10 protein-coding genes and 1 pseudogene are annotated in these 13,614 nt (G+C 33.8%); all 11 read left to right on the top strand.

Translation table 11 applies throughout. From position 1 onward, the window contains the following. Nucleotides 1-13: 13 nt before the first annotated feature. Nucleotides 14-286 (top strand): annotated as a pseudogene (locus FCI53_RS22235) (YveK family protein); the annotation flags it as partial. Between the two features lie 469 nt (nucleotides 287-755). Then, nucleotides 756-1,454 carry a CpsD/CapB family tyrosine-protein kinase gene (locus FCI53_RS14900; protein WP_138419850.1) on the top strand — a complete coding sequence of 233 codons (699 nt, stop codon included), beginning with the start codon at nucleotides 756-758 and terminating at the stop codon, nucleotides 1,452-1,454. 204 nt (nucleotides 1,455-1,658) lie between these two features. Next, nucleotides 1,659-2,426 (top strand): tyrosine-protein phosphatase, encoded by a 768-nt coding sequence (locus FCI53_RS14895; protein WP_138419849.1) that lies wholly within the window; start codon nucleotides 1,659-1,661, stop codon nucleotides 2,424-2,426. A gap of 258 nt (nucleotides 2,427-2,684) precedes the next feature. Beyond that, nucleotides 2,685-3,563 carry a UTP--glucose-1-phosphate uridylyltransferase GalU gene (gene galU, locus FCI53_RS14890; protein WP_138419848.1) on the top strand — a complete coding sequence of 293 codons (879 nt, stop codon included), beginning with the start codon at nucleotides 2,685-2,687 and terminating at the stop codon, nucleotides 3,561-3,563. A 77-nt stretch (nucleotides 3,564-3,640) separates the two neighbouring features. Beyond that, nucleotides 3,641-4,291, top strand: a complete 651-nt coding sequence (locus FCI53_RS14885; protein ID WP_138419847.1) for a sugar transferase — start codon at nucleotides 3,641-3,643, stop codon at nucleotides 4,289-4,291. A gap of 96 nt (nucleotides 4,292-4,387) precedes the next feature. After that, nucleotides 4,388-5,680: a nucleotide sugar dehydrogenase gene (locus FCI53_RS14880; RefSeq protein ID WP_210238501.1), complete on the top strand. Its 1,293-nt coding sequence runs from the start codon at nucleotides 4,388-4,390 to the stop codon at nucleotides 5,678-5,680. Between the two features lie 21 nt (nucleotides 5,681-5,701). Further along, a complete protein-coding gene (locus FCI53_RS14875; RefSeq protein ID WP_171038197.1) occupies nucleotides 5,702-7,663 on the top strand; it encodes an alginate lyase family protein in 1,962 nt (653 codons plus the stop codon). Next, nucleotides 7,660-9,600, top strand: a complete 1,941-nt coding sequence (locus tag FCI53_RS14870; RefSeq protein WP_138419844.1) for a UDP-N-acetylglucosamine 2-epimerase — start codon at nucleotides 7,660-7,662, stop codon at nucleotides 9,598-9,600. Before FCI53_RS14875 ends, FCI53_RS14870 begins: the two co-directional genes overlap by 4 nt. Before the next feature lie 49 nt (nucleotides 9,601-9,649). Further along, entirely contained in the window at nucleotides 9,650-10,996 is a 1,347-nt protein-coding gene (locus FCI53_RS14865) for a phenylacetate--CoA ligase family protein (protein WP_138419843.1), read from the top strand. A gap of 48 nt (nucleotides 10,997-11,044) precedes the next feature. Then, a complete protein-coding gene (locus tag FCI53_RS14860; protein ID WP_138419842.1) occupies nucleotides 11,045-12,118 on the top strand; it encodes a glycosyltransferase family protein in 1,074 nt (357 codons plus the stop codon). A gap of 69 nt (nucleotides 12,119-12,187) precedes the next feature. After that, nucleotides 12,188-13,549 (top strand): hypothetical protein, encoded by a 1,362-nt coding sequence (locus FCI53_RS14855; protein WP_138419841.1) that lies wholly within the window; start codon nucleotides 12,188-12,190, stop codon nucleotides 13,547-13,549. The last annotated feature ends 65 nt before the right edge of the window (nucleotides 13,550-13,614 follow it).

Raw genomic sequence — 13,614 nt, 5'->3', positions numbered from 1 at the left:
TCGGGGGTAAATCATGGAAGAAGAAACAATTTCACTAAAAGATATAGCAGAAGTACTTAAGAAACGGTTCTTACTTATTTTGGTGCTAATGGTTGGTGCAGCTGCAATCAGTGCAGGTGTGACTTTTTATGTAATGACTCCGACCTATGAATCCAGTTCACAGTTCCTAGTGAAAAATAATACAGAATCAAACTCGGAGTTTAATTCGAGTGATATAAATACCAGTCTTCGCCTAATCAATACGTATAACGAAATTATAAAAAGTCCTAGAATTTTAGATGAGGTTAATGAAGAACTTGGTCTATCCATTTCAGGGAGTCAATTGGCGAGTAAAGTTAATGTTTCGAATGCCCAAGACTCGCAAGTGGTGACGGTAAAGGTAACAGATACGGATCCAAATCAAGCAGCCACGATTGCGAACACGATCGTGAAGGTTTTCCAAACGGAAGTTCCAACCTTGATGAATGTCGATAATGTAAATATTTTGGCCGAGGCTGAAGTTGGTGAAAACCCTACACCAGTCAGTCCGAATCTATTATTAAATACGATGATTGCGCTTGTGTTAGGTGCGATGGTTGGTGTTGGCTTAGCATTTCTATTGGAGTATCTTGATAACACGATTAAGTCTGAGACAGATGTGGAAAACCAATTAGCATTGCCTGTTCTTGGTGTGGTTTCCCATGTTAAAGAATCGGATGTGGCAAGTCCGTTAGATGCTAGAGTGAAGCGGAGTAGAAGGAAGGGAGAAAAGTTTGATGTTCCGACGACGAAAAAAACAGTCTAATGTAAATACAACCAGGCATTTGATTACAAAAACAAACCCTCGTTCCCCAATATCGGAACAGTATCGAACGATTCGGACCAATCTTCAATTTTCTTCAGTTGATACCGAATTGCGATCGATGCTCATTACTTCCTCTGGCCCCGCTGAAGGGAAATCTTCGGTCGTATCTAATTTAGCGATTGTGTTTGCGCAGCAAGGAAAGAAAGTGTTATTAATTGATGCCGATATGCGGAAGCCGACTATGCATTACACGTTTCGACTAGATAACCGCCAAGGGTTGAGTAGTGTGTTAGTTGGGGAAACGGCTTTAGCAGAAACCGTTGTTAATAGTGGTGTCGACAATCTAGACATTCTTTCGTGTGGCCCTATACCACCGAACCCATCCGAGTTATTGGGGTCTAAAGCGATGGGGAAGATGTTGAAAGAGGCGATGGCTAACTATGACCTTGTTATTTTTGACACGCCACCGGTTCTTGCGGTAACCGATGCACAAATTCTCGCCAACATTTGTGATGGGGTATTGATGGTTGTCAGAAGTAAAAAAACAGAATATGAAGCAGCAAAAAAAGCGCAACAATCATTGGAACCGGCCAAAGCGAAAATGCTTGGCGTTGTCTTAAATGACCGTGAACAAAAGAAATCAAACTACTATTACTATTATGGAACGTAATAGAGGTTTATAGCTTGGATAGTCTACAAATCGGGTTGATTAGACATGGAGTTAACACATACGGCTAATAATCTGGTAAAATATTTAGGATTCGACAAAATTAGTAATTCATTTTGTAATAGAGTTATTTTTTTTGTGTAATAATCCTGTTATACTGTTGATATTGGTGAAAAAGTCCTATAAAACAACAAGGGTGTGAAGCAGATGATTGATATTCATTGTCATATTTTGCCGCAAGTTGATGATGGGGCAAAAACAATAGAAGATAGTATCGCTATGGCGAAGGAAGCGTCGATTCAAGGAATTGATACCATTATTGCGACACCACACCACTTAAATGGGGCGTACGAGAATGTTACATTGGATATTATGGAAAATGTACGGATCCTTAATGAAAGACTACTAGAACAAGAGATCGCTGTTACCATTCTACCAGGACAAGAAACGCGGATAAATGGTGAGATGATCGATGACTTGGAGCGTGGTGATGTCCTACCTTTAAATGTGACAAGTGGGTATTTGTTTGTAGAATTACCCTCTAACCATGTCCCGCGCTATACGAAACAACTTCTATTTGATTTGCAAATGTATGGCGTCAAGCCGGTTATCGTACATCCAGAACGAAACAAAGAGATTATGGAACACCCAAATATATTATATGAGTTTGTTAAAAATGGTACATTAACGCAAGTAACGGCAGCAAGTGTTATTGGTAAATTCGGAAAAAAGATTCATAAGTTCACCCATCAATTAGTCGAAGCAAATTTGACGCACTTTGTTGCATCAGACGCACATAACACAACAACACGTGGTTTTTGCATGCTGGAAGCCTCTGAGGAGATAAAGAGCGTCTTTGGTATGGTGAAAGCAAATGAATTTATCGAAAATGCCCAATATCTTATTGACGGGGCTACTGTTATTGGGGATGTACCACAACCTATTAAAAAGAAGAAGTTTTTGGGAATTATATAATAGAGTATACCCATCTAACTAGGAATATAAACCTTTTTTATGAAAATGAAGTTCAACTATGATAGACTTTTAGTTTCGCAATCCGAATATACAACCAATCCGGTGCAGGTGGTTAATGATGAATTATGACCCTCAACTGGAAAAGGAGAAGTGTATTCGGACTGCGGTCATATAACAACTTTCTCTAAAATGCGACATAATGAATCAAATGAATTACTGATAAAGCATACTTACTATTATATACTGGAGGAACACATGATGAAAAAGGTCAGAAAAGCAATCATTCCAGCAGCAGGACTTGGCACAAGGTTTTTACCAGCAACGAAAGCAATGCCTAAGGAAATGCTGCCGATTGTGGACAAGCCGACGATCCAATACATTGTCGAAGAAGCGATTGCTTCAGGAATTGAAGACATTATCATTGTGACAGGCAAAGGCAAGCGTTCGATTGAGGACCACTTTGATAACAACTTTGAACTAGAAGGCAATCTAGTAAAAAAAGAAAAATTTGATTTGCTAGAAAAAGCGAAACAACCAGCCAAAGTCGATATCCACTACATCCGTCAAAAAGAGCCAATGGGACTGGGGCATGCAGTATGGTGTGCACGGAAGTTTATTGGCGATGAGCCATTTGCAGTACTGTTGGGTGATGACATTGTGCAATCGGACGAGCCATGTTTGAAACAACTAATCAATCAATATGAAGAAACAGGTGGTTCGGTGATCGGGGTGCAGCAAGTTTCTGATGATGAGACGCATCGTTACGGGATTGTTGATCCGAATGGACAAGAAGGCCGTCGTTACAAGGTCGACCATTTTGTCGAAAAACCAGCCAAAGGCACTGCGCCATCGAACTTAGCGATCATGGGACGTTATGTGCTATCCCCGAGAATTTTTGACTTCTTAGAGCAAAAACAAATTGGTGCCGGTGGCGAAATTCAGTTAACCGATGCGATTCAAAAGTTAAATGTTGACCAAGGCGTGTTTGCTTATGACTTTGAGGGCAGACGTTATGATGTAGGGGAGAAGCTTGGGTTTGTGCGGACGACTGTTGAGTTTGCTTTGCAGAATGAGGAGATTGGGGAAGAAGTGGAAGAGATGTTGAGAGATTTATTGGGAGCTAGAGTGAAAGTCTAAATCAATTCGTGTATTGAAGCAGATTAATAGAAACCAATATCTCTATCTTTAAATATTGTTATGAAATAGGTGTTGAAATGTACCCTAATGTGAAAAGAATAATAGATTTCAACTTAGCATTCATTGCGCTATTGATACTGTTACCAATATTGTTGGTAATCTCTCTTTTAATAAAAGTTGATTCCAGGGGTCCAGTAATGTTTACGCAACAACGAGTGGGGCGAAAGAGACAACCTTTTGATATTTATAAGTTTCGAACAATGAGAATTGATACACCAAACGATGTCCCTACTTGCCGGTTAGAAAACCCAAAGGCTTATATTACAGGGATCGGAAGTTTTCTTAGAAAAACGAGTTTAGATGAACTCCCGCAGCTTATCAATATATTAAAGGGAGACATGAGTTTTATTGGTCCACGCCCAGTTGTGCTAAATGAGTTGGATTTAGTTAACCAACGAGAAAGATATGGTGCGAATGATGCGCTACCAGGTATTACAGGTTTAGCGCAAATAAATGGAAGAGATGAGTTATCTAGTGAAATTAAAGCTAAGTATGACGGTAAGTATGTAAATGACATTTGCTTTGTGACAGATTTGAAAATCTTACTTAAAACTATTTTATATGTTTTGCAAAGTAAAGGTGTCATAGAAGGTGCTTCACTAAGAAATGTTGATCGCTCTGATATACGGAATAAACATGTTGCTGAAAAGAAAACCGGGATTAGGTGAGAGTTAAACTTACTACATATCCCGATGTTCCTGAATTTATTTTAATAATAAATAGTAATGGTACGTTGAGAACTTAAAGGCAGAGGTGACCACTTGATGGAAAAAGTTTGTGTAGTAGGATTAGGTTATATTGGTTTACCCACATCAGCTATGTTTGCTAAAAATGGTATAGATGTTTTAGGTGTCGATGTTGATGAATACGTGGTTGATAAACTAAATAACGGAATGATCCATATTGTAGAAAATGGACTTGGGGAATTAGTAAAGGAAGTTGTAAATAAAGGTAAGTTGCGTGCTAGTACGAAGCCGGATAATGCTGATTGTTTCATATTGGCTGTACCTACTCCAATTCGAGAAGATGCATCGGCAAACATTGATTATGTCAAGGCTGCGACGGAATCGATTCTTCCTTATCTAAAGCAAGGGGATGTGATTATTGTTGAATCTACCATTCCACCACGTACTGTTGATGATGTTGTAGCGCCAATTCTTAAAGCCTATGGTTGGAATCTAGATAACGACATATTTTTAGCACATTGTCCTGAAAGAGTTTTACCAGGACAAATTCTTAAAGAATTAGTAGAAAATACTCGTATTGTTGGTGGGTATAATGAACTGTCAGCAAAGAAAGCTGCGGATGTTTATCGTTTATTTGTTGAAGGGGAAATAGTTGAAACGACAGCTATTAGCGCTGAAATGTCTAAGTTGATGGAAAATACATTTAGAGATGTAAATATTGCTTTAGCGAATGAGTTAGCAAAAATCTCTGAAAAACTTGGAGTAGATGCGCTTGAAGTAATTAATCTAGCTAATAAACACCCTAGAGTTAACTTACATCAGCCAGGGCCAGGTGTTGGTGGTCATTGTTTAGCAGTTGATCCTTATTTCATTATTGAAAAAGCGGAACAAGAGTCTGTTTTAATATCTGATTCTAGGAGAATAAATAATTCGATGCCTCAATTCGTGGTAGATAATGTGAAAAAGGTTGTTAGTAAAAAAGGAAAAGTAACTGTACTAGGCCTATCTTATAAAGGGAATGTGGATGATGTGAGAGAGAGTCCCGCAGTGGAAATCGTTGAATTGCTATTAGAATCAGGGTTTGATGTAGCGGTTCATGATCCCCATGTGAAACAGAGGAATGTGATTTATCCTTTAGCAGACTTTGATTATTCAATTAAAGATTCGGAGTGCATCCTAGTTCTAACAGATCATAATGAGTTTAAGCAATTAAACGAAACGCTAGTAACAGAAACAATGAGTAATCCATTAATTATTGATACGAAGAATTGTGTAAATGTAACGGATGAAACTATTGGCTATTATAACTTTGGGAATCTATATAAATTAAATGAGTTAGTTGCTAGAAATATGGTATCAGCATTAAATTAAGATAAAATTGGAGAAATGATCGTGAACATTAAAAAGCTTTCTCTCTATTACCATACACTTAAACACCTTAAATCAACCCAGTTTGTATATAGAGTTAAGAACACACTTAATTATAAAGCTTCCTCAAGCTTATCAGGATATATTCATTGGAAGTATAAAAAAGTCATTGATGATGCTTCAAAATCGGCCTTTAAGAGTAATGCAAAATTCTTTAAAGGTTATATTCAACTGAATCCTAATATATTGGAACGATATCATTTCAGTTTTGAAGTGACAGATCGCATCTTACGTAAGAACTTTAAATTTCTTAATTATAATAAAACTTACGAGCAAGATATCGAGTGGAAGGACTCCAATGTTCCAAAATTGTGGCTTTATAATTTACATTATATGGATTATATCAAGGATTTGGCTATTGCCTATCAAGTGTCAAAAGAACAGGAATATTTGAATAAATATAAAAAAATTATCCGTTCCTGGATTGATAGCAATGAAGTAGGAAAAGGTGATGGTTGGGAGCCATACACCCTTTCTTTAAGAACAGTAAATTTGGTGAAATCTTATCTGATTTTAAAAGAACAGCTTATTAAAGATGATGAATTTATCCGATTATTTAAAGAAAGTTTATATACGCAGTTCGCTTTTCTATTCCGTAATTTAGAGTTTCATTTATATGGCAATCATTTAATGGAAAATATAAGATCACTTATCTACGGCGGGCTATTATTCGAAGGAAAAGAACCAAAAAAGTGGTTGGAAAAAGGCTATCAATTATATGTCCAACAAATGAGAGAGCAGTTTTTGGAAGATGGTGGTCATTTCGAAAGAAGTCCCATGTACCATTTGATTATGCTAGAAAACACAACAGAAACCTATCTGCTTTTAGAAAATAATAAATTTAACGTACCAGAGGATATTAAGCAGCGTTTAAAAAATGGCTATAATTTTGCGCTTGATATACTCCATCCGGATAATAATATTTCTATATTTAACGATGCTGCATTTGGGATAGCAAAGAAACCAGAAGAGATACTCCCTGTTGGCGGATATTTATTTAGTATTGAAGAAATTAAAGCTAGATTCCCAATTGGTAGTTTGAACTTATACTTATTAATGGGTACTCAAGATGATCGAATTTCGGAAATTGAAACAAAAGCAGTTTCTACTGTTCAATATTCACAAACGGGATACTATATGATGACGGATCAAAATTCTAAGATGATTATTGATTGTGGTGAAGTTGGCCCGGATTATAACCCAGGCCATGCACATTCAGATACCTTAAGTTATGAGCTTAGCTATGAAAATAACAGGTGGATCGTAGACAGTGGTACGTTTGAATATGCTGGTAATCACCGTCATTCATTTAGAACGACTGAAGCACATAATACAGTGAAAATAGATGGCGTGGATCAGTCAGAAGTATGGTCTACATTTAGAGTAGGGAAGAGAGCAAAACCAATTGATGCTAAATTAGAACAAAAAAATGATCACGCTATTTTTATCGGAGAACATGATGGTTACAAGCGATTAGCGGATCCTTTAATCCACCAAAGATCGATTGTTAATAAAGATAATGCTTATCTAATTTTGGATACATTTAGGTGCGATAGTAATCATCAGTTTGATAGTTTTATTCAATTACATCCATCTATAGATGTTAAATATAAAAACAATTATTTGGAAACAACTGACGGTCTTCGTTATATATATATCATTCCTTTTTATATGAAAGAACAAGTGCTTATAGATAGTGAATATTCTGATGAATTTGGCTTGAAATACTCAAATAAACGGATTAAGTTTAGCGGTGATACATCTTACTCCAAAGAAACAGGTTATATTCTTTTTAAGTCTGATAGCATTATTAATAACCTTAATTTAAGTATAAATGAGTCGGGTAATGAAAAAGAAATACAACTATTAACAGATGGCGGGTTAATTTGGAGCCATACTTTTTCAATGGTGGGGGAATTGAATTGAAAATATTATATGTATCACAACATTTTCCACCTGAAACGGGTGCTGCACAAGGAAGAGCGTATGATATGTGCAAAAATTTGGTGAAACTAGGACATGATGTTACTGTCGTTACTGGTTTGCCAAACTATCCAACTGGAAAAATCCCAAAAAAATATAAAGGGAAACTTCAATATAGGGAGAAAATTGATGGTATTAATGTTATTAGAACTTTTTTGGTACCAGATACAAAATCAGGTGCTCTTAAAAGACTAATGAATTATTTCTCATTTATGTTTTCAAGTATGATAAGTGGTGCATTGTTTGTTCGAAAACCAGATGTAGTTATTGCGACTTCTCCTCAACTATTTGTTGGTTTTTCTGGGTATGTTTTGAGTAAAATTCATCGAAGTAAATTTGTTTTTGAGGTTAGAGATTTATGGGTGGATTTTGCTGAAGGATTAGGTGAGTTTAAAAATAAAAAACTATTGAGAATGGCCAAAGAATTAGAAAGATTTCTCTATTACAAAGCCGATTCTATTGTTACAGTGACAAAGGGATACAAGCAACATCTAATAGATCATGAGGGTATATTTGAAAATAAAATAGAAGTAGTTACCAATGGGGTAGAGGTAGACAAATTTAATCCAATTAAAAGTGAAACAGAAAAAGATGTTTTGAAAAAGGAACATAATTTTAATGACAAATTCGTTGTTTTATATGCTGGTAATCTAGGTGCTGCCCAAGGCCTTGATGTGGTAATAGATTCTGCACATATACTGAGGAACAAAAAAGATATTGTGTTTTTGATGATTGGTGAAGGTGTAGAAAAAGTTCGATTGAAAGAAAAAAAAGAAGAATTAGACTTAAAAAATGTAATTTTTGAAGATGGTAAGACAAAGGATGAAATACAGGAATATTATAATATGGCAGATGCCTCATTAGTTTCATTGAAAAGTTTTTCATTATTCGATATAACTCTCCCATCCAAAATTTTCGATTCCATGGCAATGGCCAAACCTGTGTTAATTGGAGTGAATGGAGAAGGCAGAAAGATTATAGAAAAAGCCAACGCAGGGATCTACTTTGAGTCGGAGAATGGTAAAGAACTTGCAAATGGTGTAATTAATTTATATGAAAATCCTAATATGAAGAAACAAATGGGTGTGAATGCAAGAAATTATGCAATTAAGAAATTTGCTAGAGATGTACTAGCATCCAGATTAGATAAGTCACTAAGAAAAGTAGCGAAAAATGGGTTAAGAACGTTATTTCGATTCGGCAGACAAAATAAGAGTTTACAGCACAATGGGTTTAATCTTCAACCTGTTGGTATGATGGATAAAAAAAACTTTACTCCTACATTAAGTGTGGGTGAAACTATTGCGCAGGATACATTAAAGACACCTACTATTGATGATTTTGTTCATCAACTCTTAGAGTGGACGTCGGATAGTAAACTTATATTGATCATGACTCATCGCAGAGAAAACCTTCATGAGTCGATGAAGGAAATGTCTCGAGCTATTCGAAGACTTACTGATGAACAAATAGATATGAAAGTTATTTTTTCTACTCACATGAACTCTACGGGATATGCAGTCGCAAATGACATATTTGGGGGTTGTGAAAGGGTAAGAGTAGTGGAACCATTAGAGTCATTAGACCTTCAAACTCTAATAAACAACTCCTACCTTATCTTAACTGATAGTAGTAGTGTTATAGAAGAAAAAATTAACTTTAACAAACCAACATTGGTTTTAAGTGAAACTATGGAAGACTTGGAAAGTATTGAGGCTGGCAATTCTAAGTTAATAAGGTTTAGCGAAGGACATATTTATGATTCAGTAAATTTATTATTTACGAATGATGCAGAATATATAAGGATGAGTCAAGCAAGTAATTCTATTGATGATGTTACTATTAATAAAGCAGCCGCTACATTGGAGCAAAAACAGTAAATTTGTAAATGATTTTCAACTTAAGAAATATGATAAAAGGTGTGTATAAATGGTACTAATGAAGGTTTATAATCATCTCCCTATATTTGCTCAAAATGTTGCGTGTTTTTTTGAAGGTACAAGAATTCAAAAGACACGATTTAGTTATGATTTTTGGGAAGTTTTTAATGAGTTTGAGAAACGAAAAAATTGGTCCTATGAACAGATGTGTGAATTTCGAGATAGGAGATTAAGAGAAATAGTCAAACATTGTTATGAGACGGTACCCTATTATAATAGAGTGTTTAATCAATATGGGATTAATTATGAGTCAATTAGAACAGTTGATGATTTAAAGAAATTACCAATATTAACTAAAGAAATAGTAAAAAAGAACCCTGAAGATTTTATTTCGAATAATTACCAAGGAAAAAGGTTGAAAGTTCACACTAGTGGGACTACTGGGTCAGGACTACAACTCTACTGTTCTCCAAATACAATCCATGAACAGTTTGCGGCCTTTTGGCGTGCAAGACGTAATGTAGGGATAGAACTTGGACAATGGAGTGGGACAATGGGGGGGAAAAGTGTAGTTCCTCAACAGCAAAAAAAACCTCCTTTTTGGAGGATAAACCATCCAGGTAAGCAAGTATATTTTAGTGTATATCACTTGAACGAGGAAAGTATAGAAGCATATCTATATGAAATTGAGAAAAGAAAATTAATTTGGATTCATGCTTATCCTTCCGCGATTAATTTAATTGCAAGCTATATGAATGCACATAATCGTAAGTTGGACCATAACGTTAAATTTATTACTACAGGCTCAGAAAATTTAATGCCATCACATAGACAATCTATTCATAAAGCTTTTGGTGTAATGCCTTACGAACATTATGGTCAAATGGAAAATGTAGCTATTTTCTCAGAAAGAGAGGACCATAAAATATTTGTTGATGAGGATTTTTCTGCTGTAGAATTTTTACCTGACTCTAAAAGCGGTTTGTTTAAGATTGTAGGTAGTTCTCTTAATAATTATGTAATGCCTCTACTAAGATATGATATTGGTGATATTGCTGATATGAAAGAAACAAGTCAAGGAAGGCAAGTTTTATCGATTGATGGAAGGAGAGAGGATTATATTATTCTCTCTAATGGTAACAAGATAGGGCGACTAGCCCATGTATTTAGTAATATGACAAATATATATGAGGCGCAAATAATTCAAAAAAATATAGGTGAAATAAAAATAAAGATAGTAAAAGGCAGTAACTACGGTAAAGAAGATGAGAGCGTATTATTAAATAAAATGCGACTAAAACTTGGTGATTCTGAAAAAATTGCTCTAGAATATGTTGATGAAATTCCTAGAACTAAAAATGGAAAATTAAGATTTGTAGTTTCAGAGCTTAAGTGATATCTAAAAATATAAACACTATTAGTTATAGTAAAGGAAGTGTAACTATTGAAGGTAGCACTATTACTTCCAGCTAATATCATGCATACTCCGTATTTAAACTACTACACAAGGATTCTAAATGAGAATGGTGTAGATTATGATATTATTAATTGGAATAAATTAAATATAAATGAAAACGTAAAAGGATATACTTATAATTTTAAATGTGATTACGAAACAAATGCTATAAATAAAATTAAGGGGTATTACTTATTTTCAAGGTTTGTCAGAAAAACATTGAAAAAGGAAAATTATGATAAGTTAATTGTGTTCATCCCCCAATTAGCGTTATTTATAAATGATTTACTAAAACATGAGTATAAGGGGAAATATATTTTAGACATTAGAGATTTCGGTAAGGCAAATAGATATAGTGAAAAGTTAGATAGCATCATTAATAATTCCGAGTTTACAGTTATTTCTTCTAAAGGTTACAAGAGTTGGCTTCCATCTAAATATAATTATGTTATTTCACATAACACCCTTCTAGAAAAAAATTCGGTTATCAAAAAAAATCTGGCAACTGACCTAAGAAATAAAAAAGAAGTAATAATAAGTAATATTGGTGTAATAAGAAATTACGATGAAAACTGTAAATTAATAGATGCTCTAAGCAATTCAAACAGATTTAAACTCAAATACATTGGTGAGGGCATATCTGAGGATGATTTAAGATTACTTTGTAAACAAAGTAATGTATATAATGTTACTTTTTTTGGAAGGTATAAAAAAGCTGAGGAATTAGAGTTTTATCAAAAAAGCGACATTATAAATGTAATAACTCCCAAAAAAAAAATTGGCAATCACACGGCTATGGCTAATCGGTTTTATAATGCATGTATTTCAAAACGCCCAATGCTAGTAACAAAAGGTTCTTATATGGCAGAAGTGTTGAAAAAGCATGACTTGGGAATTGAATTAGATTTAGATAATGATAATATACCTAAGAAAATTGACACATATATAAATAGGTTTGACTATAAAAAATTTTCACAAGGCTGTAATGATTTCTTAAATGAAATTGAAAATGATCAGAAGATATTTGTAGCAAAAGTAACTGAATTTATAAAATACAAATGACCCATAGATGTTTCAAAAATCTACGATCGTCTTAACACTTCTGATAAAAAATTTTAAAAGGATATGGATATGCAAAGACAAAAACAAGATAAAAAGAACAATAAAATATTAATTCCTTTAATAATGTTATTCCTTATTGTTATAACTTCGACCCTAACATTTTCTTTTTCTGTATTTATAATGCAATTAATCTTTGCATTTATAACCACACTCTTATTAATTAAGAAGGATTTTAATATAGCAAAAATATACCTAGTTATCCTTGCTGTATCGTTATTCTTTATTTTTCTAGTTTATAATGCAAATTTAACAAAATACGGTATCCCCTATTATATTGGTGGATCGGATGATTTGATGTTTGAGAAAATGGGGTTAGCCGTTTATAATTCTAGTATTTTTAACCCTGTAAAGTTAATGGAATTAGGTATTGTTCCTAGTTGGCATAACTCTTCATTCTTTCTAGTTTATATTGCTCTATTAATAGGGTTTTCTAATCTATTTGACGGATATTCCATTTTTCTACCTTTAATAGCAAATGTTTATTTCTTATTATGGGTAACTATGTTACTAGAATATTTCATAAGAAAATATGCAAAGTTTGATGATTTGAAAATAAAGTTAAGTATAGCTATATTTGCTCTAACTCCTAACATTCAGTATATAAACTCGCACATCTTCCGAGACACTTTTAATTTGTTACAGGTATTTTTAATAATTTACATCTTCGATAGGTTATTAAGTAAAAAATTCATTCAAAAGTTTTACTTAGTTGTGTTTTTAGTTCTTCTAATCTATACAACATATTATACAAGAACCACTTCCTTAGTTTTTGCGGGAGCAATCTGCCTATTTATACTAGCAGAAAAGTTAAGGATTAAGAAAAGGTATTTAACAATAACTATTATACCGATATTATTAGTGAGTGATTTTTTTGAAATTATCGGACTGAAAGATTATATAGAGGGTTATAGTGATTATGTTTACGATCAAGCGGGACAAGGATTAAGTTCATATGTATTTGGTCAATCATTATTTCCTTTTGGTATTGTCATTAGAACATTATACGCTTTTATAACGCCATTTCCTAATTTTTTTGGCCTATTTAAAGATTCAAGTAGTGTTTTATTTGATATTACAATGCTATTAATTTATATGGGTGTTATATTTCAAATTATAGCTATTCCTTTTATTATTAATAGAGTATTGAAGTTAGATTGGCTATCATTAAGTTTTTTAACCTGGTTTTTAGCTATAATTTCTACGACGTTTACATTTAGGCATGTTATGTTTTATTATCCATTTATGGTAGCAATCATGGTTGATGGATATTTACAAACTTCTAAAAGAAGGAGAAAGCAAACTCTATTCTTTAGCTGCTTTTTTGGTTTATCCTTTGCACTAATTTATGTGTCATTAAAATTTCTTTCATAAATAGAAGTTCGTATTTATTTTTTATATTTTTTGTATAAATCTATTCTTATGTGATTTTAGGTCGT

It is taken from the genome of Aquibacillus sediminis (assembly GCF_005870085.1).
Classification (GTDB): domain Bacteria; phylum Bacillota; class Bacilli; order Bacillales; family Amphibacillaceae; genus Aquibacillus_E; species Aquibacillus_E sediminis.
The sequence above is the reverse complement of the archived record's forward strand: the minus strand, read 5'-3'. Positions and strand labels throughout refer to the sequence as shown.